General features: G+C 37.1%; 19 protein-coding genes. 17 read left to right on the top strand and 2 right to left on the bottom strand.

The window, feature by feature from the left end:
* Positions 1–19: 19 nt before the first annotated feature.
* The 17 genes from ilvC to ACW0JX_RS07220 all read left to right on the top strand — a co-directional run bounded on the left by ilvC (position 20) and on the right by ACW0JX_RS07220 (position 14,807).
* Positions 20–1,030 (top strand): ketol-acid reductoisomerase, encoded by a 1,011-nt coding sequence (gene ilvC, locus ACW0JX_RS07140; RefSeq protein WP_001151740.1) that lies wholly within the window; start codon positions 20–22, stop codon positions 1,028–1,030.
* A gap of 1 nt (position 1,031) precedes the next feature.
* Entirely contained in the window at positions 1,032–2,552 is a 1,521-nt protein-coding gene (gene leuA / locus ACW0JX_RS07145) for a 2-isopropylmalate synthase (protein ID WP_000809593.1), read from the top strand.
* A 77-nt stretch (positions 2,553–2,629) separates the two neighbouring features.
* Complete coding sequence (gene leuB / locus ACW0JX_RS07150) at positions 2,630–3,694, top strand: 3-isopropylmalate dehydrogenase (RefSeq protein ID WP_053564917.1); 1,065 nt, start codon at positions 2,630–2,632, stop codon at positions 3,692–3,694.
* Positions 3,694–5,088, top strand: a complete 1,395-nt coding sequence (gene leuC / locus ACW0JX_RS07155; RefSeq protein ID WP_064531914.1) for a 3-isopropylmalate dehydratase large subunit — start codon at positions 3,694–3,696, stop codon at positions 5,086–5,088. Before leuB ends, leuC begins: the two co-directional genes overlap by 1 nt.
* Positions 5,066–5,647 carry a 3-isopropylmalate dehydratase small subunit gene (gene leuD / locus ACW0JX_RS07160; RefSeq protein ID WP_000433187.1) on the top strand — a complete coding sequence of 194 codons (582 nt, stop codon included), beginning with the start codon at positions 5,066–5,068 and terminating at the stop codon, positions 5,645–5,647. Before leuC ends, leuD begins: the two co-directional genes overlap by 23 nt.
* 310 nt (positions 5,648–5,957) lie before the next feature.
* Positions 5,958–7,220 carry an ATP phosphoribosyltransferase regulatory subunit gene (locus tag ACW0JX_RS07165; RefSeq protein WP_000170292.1) on the top strand — a complete coding sequence of 421 codons (1,263 nt, stop codon included), beginning with the start codon at positions 5,958–5,960 and terminating at the stop codon, positions 7,218–7,220.
* Entirely contained in the window at positions 7,196–7,831 is a 636-nt protein-coding gene (gene hisG / locus ACW0JX_RS07170; protein ID WP_029441809.1) for an ATP phosphoribosyltransferase, read from the top strand. The genes ACW0JX_RS07165 and hisG overlap by 25 nt, the downstream gene beginning before the upstream one ends.
* Before the next feature lie 11 nt (positions 7,832–7,842).
* Positions 7,843–9,132 (top strand): histidinol dehydrogenase, encoded by a 1,290-nt coding sequence (gene hisD / locus ACW0JX_RS07175; RefSeq protein ID WP_366986924.1) that lies wholly within the window; start codon positions 7,843–7,845, stop codon positions 9,130–9,132.
* On the top strand, positions 9,132–9,716 hold the full coding sequence (gene hisB, locus ACW0JX_RS07180) for an imidazoleglycerol-phosphate dehydratase HisB (RefSeq protein ID WP_423098447.1): 585 nt from the start codon (positions 9,132–9,134) through the stop codon (positions 9,714–9,716). Before hisD ends, hisB begins: the two co-directional genes overlap by 1 nt.
* The gene (gene hisH / locus ACW0JX_RS07185) at positions 9,717–10,346 is read left to right on the top strand and encodes an imidazole glycerol phosphate synthase subunit HisH (RefSeq protein ID WP_459245530.1); all 630 of its coding nucleotides are present in this window, start codon (positions 9,717–9,719) and stop codon (positions 10,344–10,346) included.
* Positions 10,319–11,038, top strand: coding sequence for a 1-(5-phosphoribosyl)-5-[(5-phosphoribosylamino)methylideneamino]imidazole-4-carboxamide isomerase (hisA, locus tag ACW0JX_RS07190; protein ID WP_000402295.1), 720 nt, complete (start codon positions 10,319–10,321; stop codon positions 11,036–11,038). The genes hisH and hisA overlap by 28 nt, the downstream gene beginning before the upstream one ends.
* The gene (gene hisF / locus ACW0JX_RS07195; RefSeq protein ID WP_023521478.1) at positions 11,032–11,790 is read left to right on the top strand and encodes an imidazoleglycerol phosphate synthase cyclase subunit; all 759 of its coding nucleotides are present in this window, start codon (positions 11,032–11,034) and stop codon (positions 11,788–11,790) included. The genes hisA and hisF overlap by 7 nt, the downstream gene beginning before the upstream one ends.
* Entirely contained in the window at positions 11,787–12,092 is a 306-nt protein-coding gene (hisI, locus tag ACW0JX_RS07200) for a phosphoribosyl-AMP cyclohydrolase (RefSeq protein WP_000803964.1), read from the top strand. The genes hisF and hisI overlap by 4 nt, the downstream gene beginning before the upstream one ends.
* Positions 12,093–12,102: 10 nt before the next feature.
* The gene (gene hisE, locus ACW0JX_RS07205; RefSeq protein WP_000426355.1) at positions 12,103–12,426 is read left to right on the top strand and encodes a phosphoribosyl-ATP diphosphatase; all 324 of its coding nucleotides are present in this window, start codon (positions 12,103–12,105) and stop codon (positions 12,424–12,426) included.
* A gap of 12 nt (positions 12,427–12,438) precedes the next feature.
* The gene (locus ACW0JX_RS07210) at positions 12,439–13,455 is read left to right on the top strand and encodes a histidinol phosphate phosphatase domain-containing protein (RefSeq protein ID WP_000861843.1); all 1,017 of its coding nucleotides are present in this window, start codon (positions 12,439–12,441) and stop codon (positions 13,453–13,455) included.
* A gap of 68 nt (positions 13,456–13,523) precedes the next feature.
* Positions 13,524–13,691 carry a DUF4025 domain-containing protein gene (locus ACW0JX_RS07215; protein WP_095691170.1) on the top strand — a complete coding sequence of 56 codons (168 nt, stop codon included), beginning with the start codon at positions 13,524–13,526 and terminating at the stop codon, positions 13,689–13,691.
* A 144-nt stretch (positions 13,692–13,835) separates the two neighbouring features.
* A complete protein-coding gene (locus ACW0JX_RS07220; RefSeq protein ID WP_053564912.1) occupies positions 13,836–14,807 on the top strand; it encodes an NAD(P)-dependent oxidoreductase in 972 nt (323 codons plus the stop codon).
* Between the two features lie 30 nt (positions 14,808–14,837).
* On the opposite strand, the gene pssA is transcribed toward ACW0JX_RS07220, so the two are convergent.
* Both pssA and ACW0JX_RS07230 read right to left on the bottom strand, forming a co-directional pair.
* Entirely contained in the window at positions 14,838–15,539 is a 702-nt protein-coding gene (gene pssA / locus ACW0JX_RS07225; protein WP_000285417.1) for a CDP-diacylglycerol--serine O-phosphatidyltransferase, read from the bottom strand.
* A 188-nt stretch (positions 15,540–15,727) separates the two neighbouring features.
* On the bottom strand, positions 15,728–17,614 hold the full coding sequence (locus tag ACW0JX_RS07230) for an LTA synthase family protein (RefSeq protein WP_454500523.1): 1,887 nt from the start codon (positions 17,612–17,614) through the stop codon (positions 15,728–15,730).
* Positions 17,615–17,792: the final 178 nt, after the last annotated feature.

Genomic DNA, 17,792 nt, shown 5'->3' on the forward strand with positions numbered 1-17,792 from the left:
AATATAGGGGGAAATGAAAATGGCAAAAGTTTATTATGAGAAAGATGTAACAGTAAATGTATTAAAGGAAAAGAAAGTAGCAATCATCGGATATGGCTCGCAAGGTCATGCGCATGCGCAAAATTTACGTGATAACGGATTTGATGTAGTAGTAGGTTTAAGAAAAGGTAAGTCTTGGGATAAAGCGAATGAAGATGGGTTTTCTGTATATACAGTAGCAGAAGCAGCGGAAAAAGCTGATGTAGTAATGATTCTATTACCTGATGAATTACAACCAGAAGTATATGAAGCTGAAATTGCACCAAATTTACAGGCTGGAAACTCTCTCGTGTTCGCACATGGATTTAATGTTCACTTTGATCAAGTAAAACCACCAGCTAATGTAGATGTATTTCTAGTAGCGCCAAAAGGACCGGGGCATCTCGTACGCCGTACGTTCGCCGAGGGAGGGGCTGTTCCTGCATTATTTGCAGTATATCAAGATGCAACAGGAGTTGCGACTGAAAAAGCACTTTCTTATGCTGACGGAATTGGAGCAACGAGAGCTGGTGTATTAGAAACGACGTTTAAAGAAGAAACAGAAACAGATTTATTTGGAGAGCAAGCTGTACTCTGCGGCGGAGTAACTGCACTTGTAAAAGCAGGATTTGAAACGTTAGTTGATGCGGGATACCAGCCTGAACTTGCATATTTTGAATGTTTACATGAACTGAAGCTAATCGTTGACCTTATGTATGAAGGTGGACTTGAAAATATGAGATATTCAGTTTCAGATACAGCGCAGTGGGGAGACTTCGTATCAGGACCACGCGTTGTTACTGAAGATACGAAGAAAGCGATGGGGGCAGTATTAGCAGAAATTCAAGATGGTACATTTGCAAGAGGCTGGATTGCAGAGCATAAAGCAGGAAGACCAAATTTCCACGCGACAAATGAGAAAGAGAATGAACATGAAATCGAAGTAGTAGGACGTAAATTACGTGAAATGATGCCATTCGTACAGCCGCGAGTAAAGGTAGGGATTAAATAATATGAAGCAGATTTTGTTCATGGATACAACGCTTCGTGATGGCGAACAATCACCAGGAGTAAATTTAAATGAACAAGAGAAGTTACAAATTGCTAGACAATTAGAGAGGCTTGGTATTCATGTAATGGAAGCTGGATTCGCGGCAGCTTCCGAAGGTGACTTCCAATCGGTAAAACGCATCGCGAATACAATTCAAAATGCTACGGTTATGAGTTTAGCTAGAGCGAAAGAAAGTGACATTCGAAGAGCATATGAAGCTGTGAAAGGTGCTGTATCTCCTCGTCTACACGTATTTCTAGCTACGAGTGATATTCATATGAAATATAAACTTTGTATGTCAAAAGAAGATGTGTTAAATAGTATTCATCGTTCGGTTACGCTTGGAAAATCATTATTTCCGACAGTACAATTTTCTGCAGAAGATGCGACAAGAACATCGAGAGCATTTTTAGCTGAAGCAGTAGAAACTGCGATTCGCGCAGGAGCGAATGTAATTAATATTCCGGATACAGTTGGATATACGAATCCGGAAGAATATTATTCTCTTTTTAAATACTTACAAGAATCCGTTCCATCATATGAAAAAGCGATTTTTTCTTGTCATTGTCACGACGATCTTGGTATGGCAGTAGCAAATTCGTTAGCTGCGGTTGAAGGCGGAGCATTGCAAGTAGAAGGAACGATTAATGGCATTGGAGAAAGAGCAGGGAATGCAGCGTTAGAAGAAGTTGCGGTTGCTCTTCATATTAGAAAAGATTTTTATAAAGCAGAACCTTCGATGACTTTAAAAGAGATTAAGGCAACGAGTACATTAGTAAGCAGGTTAACGGGTATGGTTGTACCGAAAAATAAAGCAATCGTTGGAGCGAATGCATTTGCTCATGAATCAGGCATCCACCAAGATGGGGTTCTAAAAGAAGTAACAACTTATGAAATTATCGAACCAGCGCTTATAGGAGAATCTCAAAATCTCTTTGTACTTGGGAAACATTCTGGCCGTCATGCGTTTACGGAAAAAATGAAAGAACTTGGTTATGAATTTACAAATGAAGAGCGAGATGCGGCATTCGAAGCATTTAAAAAATTGGCGGATCGTAAAAAGGAAATTACTGAGGAAGATTTACGCGCAATTATGCTTGGTGAAGCAGCATTTGCAGCCCAGCAATATAACATTACGCAATTACAAGTGCATTTCGTATCAAATAGTACACAATGCGCAACAGTTGTGCTGAAGGATGAGGAAGGAAATGTATATGAAGATGCAGCCACTGGTTCTGGTAGTATTGAAGCGATATACAATGCGATTCAAAGAATTTTAGGATTAGAATGTGAATTGGCAGATTATCGCATACAATCTATTACACAAGGTCAAGATGCACTTGCTCACGTTCATGTTGAATTAAAAGAAGGTAGTCACCAAATATCAGGTTTCGGAGTTGCGCAAGACGTATTGGAAGCGTCGGCGAGAGCTTATGTCCATGCAGCAGGGAAATTAAAATCTCTTATAGCGCTTGTGAAATAAATATTTGATAGGCGAGAGAAGCTTTCCTCACCTATCAAATCAAGGTTCTGAAAATTCAGTTAAAAGGAGTGTTAAAAATGGAAAAACGTATCGTTTGTTTAGCTGGTGATGGTGTTGGTCCAGAAGTTATGGAAAGTGCGAAGGAAGTATTGCATATGGTAGAAAGGCTATATGGACATCATTTTCATTTGCAAGATGAGTACTTTGGTGGTGTTGCTATCGATTTAACTGGGCAACCATTACCACAGCGAACACTTGCCGCCTGTTTAGCGAGTGATGCGGTTTTACTTGGAGCAGTAGGTGGACCAAGGTGGGATAGTGCGAAAGAAAGGCCTGAGAAAGGATTATTAGCATTAAGAAAAGGACTCGGTGTATTTGCGAATGTTCGCCCTGTAACGGTAGAAAGTGCAACTGCACATTTATCACCATTAAAAAATGCTGATGAAATTGATTTCGTTGTCGTTCGTGAATTAACAGGCGGAATTTATTTTTCTTATCCGAAAGAGCGAACGGAAGAAGTGGCGACAGATACACTTACGTATCATCGACATGAAATTGAACGTATCGTTTCGTATGCCTTTCAATTAGCAAATAAGCGGAAGAAAAAAGTAACATCTATTGATAAAGCGAATGTTTTAGAGTCTAGTAAACTATGGAGAAATGTGACAGAAGAAGTAGCACTTCGCTACCCAAATGTGGAAGTAGAACACATTTTAGTAGATGCAGCGGCTATGGAATTAATTCGGAATCCAGGAAGATTTGACGTTATTGTAACGGAAAATTTATTTGGTGATATTTTAAGTGATGAGGCTTCAGTATTAGCTGGATCATTAGGAATGCTTCCATCAGCAAGTCACGCTGAAAAGGGGCCTTCATTATACGAGCCTATTCACGGATCAGCACCGGATATTGCGGGGAAAAATAAGGCGAATCCAATTGCGATGATGCGTTCTGTTGCAATGATGCTTGGGCAATCGTTCGGATTAACGAGAGAAGGATGTGCAATTGAAGAAGCAGTTTCTGCAGTCCTTAAATCTGGAAAATGTACAGCAGATATCGGGGGGACTGAAACGACAACTTCATTTACAAAGGCAGTTATTCAAGAAATGGAAGAGCAAGCGTTAGTAGGGAGAGGAAGATAATGGGGAAAAGGTTACTAGATAAGCTTTGGGAAAGACATGTAGTTGCGACAAATGAAAATGGATTGGATTTATTATATATCGATCTACATCTTGTTCATGAAGTAACGTCACCGCAAGCCTTTGAAGGCTTGCGGCTTACAAATCGAACAGTCCGCAGACCAGATTTAACATTTGCAACGATGGATCATAATATTCCAACGAAAGATGTTTGGAATATTACCGACCGCATTGCGAAGCAGCAACTAGATACACTTCGGGAAAACTGTAAACAATTTCAGGTGCCATTAGCGGATATCGGAGATGAAGAGCAAGGGATCGTTCATGTTATAGGACCAGAACTTGGACTCACACAGCCAGGAAAAACGATTGTTTGTGGTGATAGTCATACAGCAACACACGGTGCTTTTGGCGCACTAGCGTTTGGTATTGGTACGAGTGAAGTGGAACATGTATTGGCAACGCAAACGTTATGGCAACGAAAGCCGAAAGCGATGGGCATTGAGTTAAAAGGAAAGTTACCGCAAGGTGTTTATGCGAAAGATATTATTTTACACCTTCTTTCAAAGTACGGAGTAGCAGTTGGAACAGGTTACGTAATGGAATTTTACGGAGAGACCATTCATGCTATGGATATGGAAGAGAGGATGACGCTTTGCAATATGGCAATTGAAGGGGGAGCAAAGGCTGGCATTATTGCGCCAGATGAAAAAACGGTTGCTTACGTAAAAGGGCGTAAATATGCGCCGAAAGACTATGAATCTATTAAGGAAAAATGGTCAGAACTTTATACAGATTTAGATGCAGCTTATGATTTACATATTCTAGTAGATGTTACGGATTTAGCGCCGTACGTTACGTGGGGAACAAATCCTAGTATGGGTGTTCGGATTGATGAGAAATTGCCAGAAAAGCATGATGCAAATGACGAAAGAGCGTTTTCTTATATGGGGTTGAGTCCTGGACAAAGTACGTATGACATTCCAGTTCAACATGTTTTCATTGGATCTTGTACAAATTCTAGGCTTTCTGATTTAGAAATTGCTGCATCTGTCGTGAAAGGTAAAAAAGTAAAAGAAGGTGTGCGAGCACTTGTTGTACCTGGATCTCAAAGGGTAAGAGAAGCAGCGATGCATAAAGGATTACATCGCATATTTGAAGAAGCTGGATTTGAATGGAGAGAGCCCGGATGCTCAATGTGTCTAGGTATGAATCCAGATCAAGTGCCTGAAGGAGAACATTGTGCCTCTACGTCAAATCGCAATTTTGAAGGAAGACAAGGAAAGGGAGCACGAACGCATTTAGTTAGCCCGGCAATGGCGGCAGCGGCTGCGTTACATGGTCATTTTGTTGATATTAGAAAGGAGAGTTATGATGGAGCCATTTCGTATTCATAAAGGTACTGCCGCAGTACTGATGAATGATAACATTGATACAGATCAAATTATTCCGAAGCAATATTTAAAGAGAATTGAAAGAACTGGGTTTGGGAAGTTTTTATTTGATGAGTGGCGATATGATAATAATCGCCAAGAAAACCCTAATTTCCCGCTTAATGCGCAAGAAAGAAAAGGAGCCAGCATATTAATCACAGGTGATAATTTTGGATGTGGCTCTTCTAGAGAACATGCTCCATGGGCGCTTGCTGATTATGGTTTCCGCGTTATTATCGCTGGAGGATTTGCCGATATCTTTTATATGAATTGTATGAAGAATGGCATGTTACCGATTGTAATGGACAAAGATATGCGTGAACAACTTGCAAAAACAGATGCGAGGGAACAAATCACAGTTGATTTAGAAAATGAAATAATTATAACGAATATGCACAGATTCCATTTTACAATCGAGAAAATGTGGAAAGAGAAGTTATTGAATGGTTTAGATGAAATTAGTATTACAATGCAATATGAACAAGAAATAAAAGAGTATGAAAGAAAAGTGGCTTTACATTAAAAAAAGTGACGGAATATTAAAAATGTATTTACATTCAAAATTAACTGTTATATACTATGTGAAAATCAGAGGAGAAAGGGAGTAAGTATTATGAATACAATAAAATCTATTACAATGCTTACACAACTACATCATCATACATGAAACCCTTGAACCTAGCGTGAAAACGTGTAGGTACAAGGGTTATTCCCGTTGTACCTACACTCTACTGAAGAGCCTTGTAGGTATTTTGTCTACAAGGCTCTTTTTATTTTCGGCTTAGGTGAATGAAATAGGCATACATTAGAAGGGGAAAGGTGTGAAAATTTAGATGACAAAATGGAAACGGGCGAACCCGAATGGAACGAGAGATTATTTATTCGAAGAATGTACGTTAATTGAAGAAGTGGAGCAAAAATTAAGGCTTACTTTTTTAGAGAGAGGTTATGAGGAAATAAGAACACCTACAATTGAATTTTATGATGTTTTTGCATTTCAAAATAGACCGATAGATGAAGAGAAGATGTATAAATTTTTTGATGAGAAGGGAAGGATTATCGTTTTACGTCCAGATATGACAATTCCTTTAGCAAGAGTGATTGGAACACAGAGATGGGATACGCCACTTAAAGTGACGTATAGCGGGAATGTATTTCGAGCGAATGAATCCCATTCTGGAAAATATAATGAAATCGTACAAAGTGGTATTGAAGTTATCGGGATTGATAATGTAAGAGCTGAAATTGAATGTGTAATAAGTGTCATTCAAGCACTTCAAAAGTTGAAGGTGCAATCTTTTACAATTGAGATTGGGCAAGTACAGTTATATAAATGTATTGTAAAAAAGCTCTCCATCCATGATGAAGAAGAAAGGGTACTTAGAACGTATATAGAAAGTAAAAATTATGCTGCCCTCTCAAATTTTATCGGAGAAAAGAAATTAGATCGATGCGATGAGACAGTAAGATTACTTGAGAAATTACCAAGGCTATTTGGAAATTTAGAAGTTATTGAGGAGGCAGAAAAGCTTGCTTCAAGTAATGAAATGAAAATGGCAATTGCAAGAGTAAAAGAAATGTATGAAACAATTGAAACGTTAGGATATGGTTCTTACATATCAATTGATTTGGGCATGATTCAACACTTAGATTACTATACAGGTGTTATTTTCAAAGGATATATATATGAAATTGGAGAAGAAATCGTTAGTGGCGGAAGATACGATGAGCTAATTGGGAATTTTGGAGAAATGCTGCCAGCTGTTGGACTCGCGGTACAAGTAAATCAAATTGTGAAGGCGCTGCAAGAGCAGCAAGAACCATATGAACGAAATCAAATTGATATTGTGATTCATTATGAGTTAAATAGATTAGCGGAAGCAGAAAGGTTACGAAATTTACTTCGAAAGGATGGGAAAAATGCTTGGTTATCTCTATTCTCTAATTTAAGCGATACCTTTCAATTTGCAAGAAAAAATAAAATAGGAACGGTCGTTGAGGCAAAGAATGAATATTTAGTGGAATATGTATGGAATGAGAAATGGGTAGTCCAGAAAGAAGGAGAGGCTTCATGCGTAACATTCAAATTGCGTTAACGAAAGGAAGGTTAGAAAAACATGTCATTCCACTTTTTGAGCAGATTGGAATTGATTGTTCCGATCTCAAAAATAAAGGTCGGAAGCTTGTATTTCAAAGTAAAAATACAAATGTTTCATTTATTTTAGTAAAAGCGGTTGATGTTGCTACTTATGTAGAACATGGGGTAGCTGATATTGGGATCGTTGGAAAAGATATTTTAATGGAAAACGAGAAAGATATTTATGAAATGCTGGATTTAGGAGTGGGGATTTGTAAGTTTTGTGTTGCTTCTATTCCTACGTATAATCCGAAGAGTTACCGGAAGAAAAGAATTGCTACGAAATACCCGCATATTACTTCTACTTATTTTCATGATAAGGGAGAGGATGTAGAAATAATTAAAATAGAAGGTTCTGTAGAAATCGCTCCTCTTCTTGGATTGGCAGATGCGATTGTAGATATTGTTGAAACAGGAAAAACATTACAAGAGAATGGACTTATTGTATTTGAGGAAATGCACTCTATATCGGCTCGGATGATTGTAAATAAGGCAGCCTTAAAAACTAAAAAAGACGAAATATTCAGTATTATAAATATGATGGAGCAAGAAATCTTATCAGGGAAATAGGAGGACTTAAAATGAAAATCATTTATGAAGACTTTAAGGAGGCATTATCTAAAGTAAAAGTGCTAAGAGAAAACGCTAATATAATAGAAGAAACTGTTCAAAGAAGTGTAAGAGAAATCATTAGAAATGTAAGGGAAGGGAAAGATGAAGCTTTATCTTTCTATACAAAAAAGTTTGATGGTGTAGAGATGAAAGATTTTCGTGTAAGTGAAGAAGAAATACAGCAAGCGAGTATGTTTGTAATGAATTCATTTTTAGAAGCTTTAAAAGAGGCGAAGAAAAACATTGTTTCGTATCACGAAAAGCAAAAGAAGCACTCAATATTCGATTGTGAAAGTAAAGGCATAATTAGAGGGCAACTCATTCGGCCGTTAGAAAATGTAGGTGTATATGTACCGGGTGGGACAGCCTCATATCCTTCTTCAGTATTAATGAATGTATTGCCGGCGAAACTCGCAGGTGTGAAAAAGATTGTAATGGTAACACCGCCGAGGAAAGGAGGAATTGATCCGCATATATTAGCTGCTGCAAATCTTGCGGGAGTAGATGAAATTTATACGATAGGTGGCGCGCAAGCAATTGCTGCTTTAGCATACGGGACGGAATCGATTCCGAAAGTGGATAAAATAGTTGGACCGGGAAATTTGTATGTCGCTCTAGCGAAGCGAGAAGTATACGGAATAGTAAATATTGATATGATTGCTGGTCCATCAGAAATTGTAGTTGTCGCGGATGAAACAGGTAATGCAAAATATATCGCAGCGGATTTATTATCGCAAGCAGAGCATGATGAGAGAGCAACGGCGATTTGTATTACAACGAATATGGAACTAGCTAAAGAAGTAGAAAAAGAGATAGAAAGACAGTTAGAAATGTTACCAAGAAGTGAAATTGCACGTGAATCAATAAATAGAAATGGAGCCATCTTTATCGTTCCTTCTTTAGAGGAGGCACTAAAGTTATCAAATGAAATTGCTCCAGAACATTTAGAGTTACATATAAAAGAACCGATGAATGCTCTAGATTATGTGAAACATGCAGGTTCTATTTTCCTTGGGTCATATGCACCTGAACCGCTCGGGGATTATTTAGCGGGACCGAATCATGTATTACCAACGAGCGGAACGGCAAGATTTTTTTCTCCGTTATCAGTCGATGATTTCGTGAAAAAATCAAGTTTTATTTCTTATACGGAGGAAGCATTAAAAAATGTACAGCATCACATTGTAGAGCTTGCAAATAAAGAAGGGTTACATGCACATGCGAGAGCAATCCAAATAAGGTTTGAGGAGGAAAAATAATGCGTCAGTCCAGTCAAGTACGTGAGACGACAGAAACAAAAATTAAATTAAATTTGCAGCTTGATGAAAGTACAAATGTATCTATTCAAACAGGGGTTGGTTTTTTCGATCATATGCTTACTTTATTTGCTAGACATGGAAGATTTGGATTGCAAGTTGAAGCAGAAGGGGATGCATTTATCGATGCACATCACACCGTTGAAGATGTTGGAATTGTACTCGGAAATTGCTTGAAAGAAGCATTGCAAAACAAAGAGGGAATTAATCGTTACGGTTCAGCGTACGTACCGATGGATGAATCTTTAGGATTTGTCGCAATTGATATAAGTGGACGCTCATATTGTGTATTTCAAGGGGAATTAACAAATCCGAAGCTTGGGGATTTTGATACAGAATTGACGGAAGAATTTTTTAGAGCAGTTGCACATGCTGCCAATATTACATTACATGCGCGCGTTCTATACGGAAGTAATACGCATCACAAAATTGAAGCAGTATTTAAAGCTTTTGGTAGAGCGCTTAGAGAAGCGGTCGAAAAAAATGCCAACATTACTGGTGTAAATTCAACGAAAGGGATGTTGTAATTGATTGCCATTATAGATTATCGAATGGGGAATATTCGCAGTGTAGAGCAAGCGTTAAAATATATTGGGGCAGAGTACATTGTAACGAGTGATAAAGAAGAGATATTGAGAAGCGATGGCGTGATTTTACCGGGAGTAGGTGCATTTCCGAAAGCGATGGACGTATTAGAAGAAAGAGATTTAGTGTGTGTACTAAAAGAGGTTTGTGATATAGGAAAACCTCTCCTCGGTATATGTTTGGGCATGCAGCTTTTATTTGAACGAAGTGAGGAACTAAAAGATTGTAGCGGGTTAGGTTTACTACCAGGGGAAATTCGTAAGTTAAAAGTTTCGTATAAAATTCCTCATATGGGATGGAATGAATTAAGGAAGGAAAGAGAATTTCCGCTTTGGAATGGATTAGTGGATGGTTCTTTCGTTTATTATGTTCACTCATATTACGCGGATTGTCCAGATGAAATTGTATGCGGAGTAAGTGATTATGGAATGCAAGTACCAGGGTTTGTAGCGAAAGGAAATGTATTTGGTGCACAGTTTCATCCAGAAAAAAGTGGTGAAATTGGCATGCAAATATTAAAAAATTTTCAAGGGGTGGTAGAAGCATGGAAATCTTCCCAGCTATCGATTTAAAAGAAGGACGATGCGTTAGACTTTATCAAGGAGAGTTTAGTAAAGAAACGGTGATGAATGAAGATCCGGTAGCGCAGGCAATCATATTTGAAAAGCTTGGAGCGGAAATACTACACATTGTTGATTTAGACGGTGCAATTGCTGGCGAGTCTTTAAATTTGCCCGTCATTGAAAAAATCTGTAAGGCGGTACGTATTCCTGTGCAAGTGGGAGGAGGAATTCGTTCACTTGTAGCGGTGGAGAAGTTATTGTCAGTAGGTGTAGAAAAAGTGATTTTAGGAACAGCAGCTCTTTATGATAAGTCATTTTTAGAGGAAGCAGTTCGTCTATATAAAGAGAAAATCATTGTTGGAATTGATGCGAAAAATGGCTTCGTAGCAACGAGAGGTTGGCTTGATCTGTCTGAAATTTCTTATATTAGTTTAGCGAAACAAATGGAAAGTTTAGATGTTCAAACGATTGTGTTTACAGACATTTCGAAAGACGGGACGCTTGCAGGGCCAAATTTTGAACAATTGGCGTTACTTCAAAAAAGTGTGGGCATTCGTCTCATTGCCTCTGGAGGAGTGGCATCTATTCAAGATGTGAAAAAGTTAAATGATATGAATATATATGGTGTCATAATTGGAAAGGCGCTTTACGAGAAAACGATTGATTTAGAAGAAGTGTTACAGGTAACGAAGTTATGTTAGCGAAACGAATTATTCCATGTCTAGATGTGAAAGAAGGGCGAGTCGTAAAGGGTGTAAATTTTATAGGATTACAAGATGTCGGTGATCCGGTTGAAATAGCTGAAGCATATAACGTGGCAGGGGCAGATGAAATCGTATTTTTAGATATTACAGCGACTCATGAAGGAAGAAAAACGATTATAGATGTTGTAGAAAAAACAGCAGCTAAAGTATTTATTCCTCTTACGGTTGGCGGGGGGATTTCAAGTGTGAAAGATATGTACAATTTACTAAGAGCTGGAGCAGACAAAGTTTCAATAAACTCAGCGGCAGTGCGAAATCCGAAGCTAATCGAAGAGGGCGCAGAACACTTTGGATCACAATGTATTGTCGTGGCAATTGACGCTAGAAAAGTAGCAGAAGATAAATGGAACGTATACGTCAACGGCGGAAGAGTTGACACAGGAATGGATGCCATAGAATGGGCGAAGCGTGTTGTTAAGCTCGGGGCGGGTGAAATTTTGTTAACGAGTATGGATGCAGATGGAACGAAAAGTGGATATGATCTTCGTTTAACAGAAGAAATTTCAAAAAGTGTTTCCATTCCAGTCATCGCATCAGGAGGCTGTGGTCATACGGATCACATTATAGAAGTTTTTCAAAAGACAACAGTTGATGCAGCATTAGCGGCATCCATCTTTCATTATGGTGAGGCGACAGTGCAGAGTGTAAAGCGAAAATTAAGAGATGCAAATGTTGAGGTGCGGTTATGAAACCTAATTTTTCAAAAGGATTAATACCGGCAATTGTCATCGAAGAAGGTACGAAAGAAGTTTTAATGCTAGCTTATATGAATGAAGAAGCATATGAAAAAACGTTAGAGACGAAAAGAACATGGTTTTACTCTCGTTCGAGGCAGTCGTTATGGAATAAGGGAGAAACATCAGGGAATGTTCAATATGTGCAATCTCTATACTTAGATTGTGATCAAGATTCAATTGTTGTGAATGTGAAACAAGTAGGACCTGCTTGTCATACGGGGGAGAAGACATGTTTTCACTATCAAATTATATAGGGGGATACATATGGAAAATGCCTTTAAGTTGCTGTATAAAACAATTGAAGAACGAAAGGAAAGCCCACTTCCTGAATCGTATACAAATTATTTATTTTCAAAAGGAGAAGATAAAATTTTAAAGAAAATTGGTGAAGAGTGTGCTGAAGTAATTATCGCATGTAAAAATAATGATAAAGAAGAAGTAGTGAAAGAAATGGTTGATGTATTTTATCACTGTTTCGTTTTATTAGCTGAAAAAAATATCGCATTGGAAGATGTCATGCGAGAGGTGAAAGAACGAAATGGAAAGCTTTCGAGAGTTGGGGATAGAAGGGAAATAGATACATTATAAGGGGGAATGTATATGAAAGTAGATTATCATCTTCACTTAGAAGAAGGACCGTATTCAATAGGATGGCTTGCTAAAATAAATGAAGCGTTGGAATGTTATGAACCGCTTCAAGAAAGGCATTCTATGGATTGGCTTATGAAAACACAAGAGCGTTTGCAAAAACGTGTGAAGGAAGGGCCATTTACAACAGAATGGATAGATCTATATTTAGAAGAAGCTGTGCGAAAAGGAATAAAAGAAGTGGGAATTGTTGATCATCTATATCGTTTTCATGAAGCGAAAGGATATTATGAAAAATATGTAGATATTAGTGATTCTAAGCTCGGTCGTATACAGAAAGAATGGTTAGATCAAGTAAGGGTAGTTTCACTGTATGATTTTACAAAGGCAATTGAAGAGGCGAAAGAACGATGGAGTAAAAGAGGTGTCACACTTAAACTTGGAATTGAAGCGGATTATTTTATTGGTTGTGAAGGAGAGTTAAAAGAATTATTAGCGCTAGGAGACTTTGATTATGTAATTGGCTCCGTTCATTTTCTAAATGGCTGGGGATTTGATAATCCAGATACGAAAGAATATTTTGAGGTGCATGACCTACGCGCATTATACGATACGTTTTTTAAAACAGTTGAGAGTGCGATTCGTACCGAGTTATTTGATATTATCGCTCATCTAGATAATATAAAGGTATTTAATTATCGATTGGATGAGAATGAACAGCTTTCTTATTATGAGGAAATTGCCTGTGCGTTAGTAGAAACGAATACGGCAACAGAAATAAATGCAGGATTGTACTATCGTTATCCTGTTCGTGAAATGTGCCCAAGTCCACTATATTTACAAGTATTAGCTAAGTATGGTGTTCCAATTACGATTTCTTCGGATGCCCATTATCCAAATGATTTAGGGAACTATGTACAAGAGAATGTACAAACATTACGAGCGCACGGTGTTACTCAGGTTGCAACATTTACGAAGCGAGCAAGAGTAATGAGGTCGCTTGAAGAAGAAGTAACAAATTCAAAATGAAACGCAATTTTTTGATGAAAACCACCCTTTTTGTTCAAAATAAGAAAGAATGAAAAGGAGGGTAAGAAATGGCGAAACAACAAAATAAACAAAATGTACAAGTTGCACAGCAACAAGCTTATACTTCTGAAACGAATTCTGCATCTCAATCGGTTATTGAGGAGCAAATTAGCGATACGGTTGCAGAAGGAACTATTGATGTGAAGCTCGGAAAAGAATCGCAGGAAAAAGCGTAAGAAGAGGGGAGAGTTGCATCTCCTCTTTTTTCATGGAAAAGTGTCGATTTTCAAAACTATAATCAAATTCCTTGGTTTTTATATGTGGATTTCTTACAATGAAATATAAGAGATATCTTATTTTCTATAGAAGAGGTGTTAGTAGTGGCAAAAATATTAGTAGCGGGAAAAATTCCGGAAATTGGATTAGAACTATTAAAAGATCATGATGTAGAAATGTACGATAAAGAGGAATTAATTTCTATAGATGAATTAACAGAGCGTGTAAAAGATAAAGATGCATTGTTAAGTTTACTTTCGACAAAGGTGCCAAAAGAAGTTATTGATGCAGCGTCTCATTTAAAGATTGTTGCAAACTATGGTGCTGGTTACGACAATATTGATTACACGTATGCGGGTGAAAAAGGAATTGCAGTTACGAATACACCGAAAGTATCAACGGAAGCGACTGCAGAATTAACATTTGCACTTCTTTTAGCAGCGGCGCGTAGAATTCCTGAAGGGGATACGTTATGTCGTACGACTGGATTTAACGGGTGGGCACCGTTATTTTTCTTAGGACGAGAAGTCCACGGTAAGACAATCGGAATTATTGGTCTTGGAGAAATCGGGAAGGCTGTTGCAAAACGTGCGAAAGCATTTGGAATGGATGTTTTATATACAGGGCCAAATCGTAAGTTTGAAGCTGAAAGTGAACTGGGAGCAACGTATGTGACGTTGGAAAAATTATTACAAACAGCAGATTTTATTACAATTAACTGTGCTTATAATCCGAAATTACATCATATGATTGATGAAGAGCAGTTTAAAATGATGAAGAAAACAGCGTATATTGTAAATGCTTCACGTGGACCAATTATGAATGAAGCAGCACTTGCTTATGCATTAAAAACGAATGAAATTGAAGGGGCAGCTCTTGATGTGTTTGAATTTGAACCGAAAATTACAGAAGAGCTAAAAGAGTTAAAGAATGTAGTACTTGCTCCACACGTAGGGAATGCAACGTTTGAAACTCGTGATGCGATGGCTGAAATGGCTGTCAGAAATATTTTAGCTGTATTAAACGGCGAAGAGCCAGTAACACCTGTAAATCAAAAGGTATTAGTCACAAAATAAAAAGAAACCTTCCGGACTCGGAAGGTTTTCTTATTTTTCTTTATTCGCTTTTTTAGACGGTCTTTGTCTAATGAATTGAGATAACATGTACAAAATATATAGTGGAATGGCAATGAATAAGAAAACAGAAAAATTGCCAAATCCTGTTTGATACATTGTAATAATGATTCCAACTAAAAATAGTGTAATAATGATGCTATATCGTGGAATTGGTACATCTTTTAAACTTGGGATACGAATGCGGCTCACCATTAAAAATGCGAACGTTACAAATACGGTAATAAGAACGATTTTTGGAATGGTATGTGAAAATAATGTTAAGAAAGCAACAAGCCCTCCCGCTGCTGTAATCGGTACTCCAGTGAAATATTTCATTGAAGTAGAAGATGGTGTTACATTAAATCGTGCTAAACGATATGCTCCGAAAAGAGGGAATAATCCCGCTATGTATAATCCGATGATTCCGTAGTTTGAGAAAGATGTGTAATACATTAAAACAGCAGGTGCTGCACCAAATGTTACGACATCTGCAAGCGAGTCGAGCTCTTTTCCCATTTGTGAATCAACACGTAATAAACGAGCAACACGACCATCAAGACTATCTAACATCATCCCGATAAGTACTAAAATAGCAGCTGATTTATAATATCCTAAAGATGCATAGCCGATTGATAAAAATCCGCTATATAAATTTCCGAGCGTAAATAAGTTTGGAATAGCTGCTCTATACAAAATCTGATCCCTTGCTTTCTGTAATAAATTCTTAATTAGTGTATGAAAGTTTACTTATTTTATCATACCATAAATTTATTCCTCATACGAAAGAAATTACCAATTTGTGAAAGATTTCATAGAAGGATGATTTAAAAATTAAGTGAAAATAAAAAGAGGAAGCAACTTGTATAAAGTTGCTTCCTTTACTATTCAAATTTCGTTGTCATCGTTCCAGTTTTATATTGATTATTAGGATCGAAACGTAATAAATCTCCATAAATTAATTTATCGGAGAGTTTTAATTCTGTTTTTGTTTTTTCAATATACGGCTGACATAGCGTCATATCAGCTTCTTCACCCGTACTTCTTTTGTAGCACATATTTTTTGTATAAACATACTCTTCAGAAACAAAGCTACCATCACGCATTACCATAAGCGGGTCTTTTTCTTTAATAAATAAGTCAGTTCCAAATTCAACGGATTTATTTGTTTTAATACCAAGTAAATGAAGGAGCGTTGGTTTAATATCAATTTGACCAGATACTTTAGAAACAACTTTGCCTTCTTGACCAGGCACATGAATAATAAGAGGAACTCGTTGTAATTGCATAGAATCGAATGGTGTAATAGTATCTTTTCCTAGGAACTGTGCCATAGCTGCGTTATGATTTTCGGAAATACCATAATGATCACCATAAATGACAATAACGGAATTATCATACAGTCCTTCTTCTTTTAATTGTTTAATAAATAATTTAAGAGCTTCATCTGTGTAACGAACAGTTGGGAAGTAGCGGTTTACAACACCACTTTCTGAGTTGAATTCATCAACATATTGGTCTTCCGGATTTAGAAGAAACGGAAAATGATTTGTTAATGTAATAAATTTTGTATAGAACGGTTGCGGTAAAGATTTTAACTTTGGAATAGATTGTTCAAAGAACTGTTTATCTTTTAATCCCCAACCGACAGACATTTGTTCCGTTCCTGCGTAATCATTTAAATTAAAGTAACGATCATATCCAAGCGCAGGATACATTACATCCCGATTCCAAAACGTTTTATCATTTGAATGGAAGACGGCAGAAGAATATCCGTATTTCTTTAATTGTTCTGGTGTCGCTGTGTATTCGTTTGTTGCATGAGTAAAGAATACAGAACCACGATCTAGCGGATAAAGTGAGTTTTCAACGATAAATTCAGCATCAGAAGTTTTGCCTTGTCCAGTTTGATGATAGAAGTTATCGAAATAGAAACTATCCTTAATAAATTCATTTAAAAATGGGGTAATTTCTTTTCCATTTATTTTTTTATTAATAACAAAGCTTTGTGTAGATTCCATTGAAATTAAAATTACATTTTTACCTTTTGCAGCTCCAAATAAGTTTTTATCAACTTGTTTGTCTTTTGAGTCTGTATAGTTTTTGATTTCAGAAAATCCATCCCCACTTGCAAATACACGCTCAGCTGAAGACTTGGATTGAAGTGTAATATCAAATAGATGATATGTGTATAAACCTAAATTCTTTACGACAGTTTGACGGTCAAATGAGCGCGAGAACATTTGTGGTTTATAAATAACTGATACAACAATTTGTAGTGCTAATAAAGCTGTTACACCGCTAAAGAAAGTTCGCTTCTCTGAGCGGGAAAGTGGTGTTTTGTCGCCAAATGATGGGAATTTACGCGAAATAAACATTAAAATAATTGCATCTGCAAATAAAAGTAATGTTTTGTACGTAAAGAGTTCTTTTATACTTGTCCCTAAATCAGCCATATTGTTTGTTTGGAATAAAACCGGGAAAGTAACGAAATCGTTATAGAACCCATAAAACATTGCGTTTCCAAATAAAATAAATGACAGTATAAAACTGATTCCAATTATAATTCGGTTTCGGTGCTTAGATGCAAGTAAAGCTAAGCCGAAAAATAAAAGTAACGCAGCTAGTGGATTAATAAAAAGCATGAATTCTTCAAAGAAATTATCAATTTTAATATCAAATGCTAGCTTGTACACAATATATGTTTTAATCCATAGTAAAACGACTGCAACGAGTGCAAATCGCAGTTTTGGAAACAGATGTTGTAGCATAATATACTCCTCTCCTAAAAAGCATGACAGTTCTTGTGAGTCAGTTTGCTTAACGACTCATTTTATATATACGAACAGTCCTTTGTTATTATGATTATTATACTATGAGTATCATTATACGAAAATAAAAGAGAGTTGTGGGCTTTTTTATAATAATCGAGTAGAAAAAGAGTGGTGG

Source organism: Bacillus sp. C-3-6, from assembly GCF_054509685.1.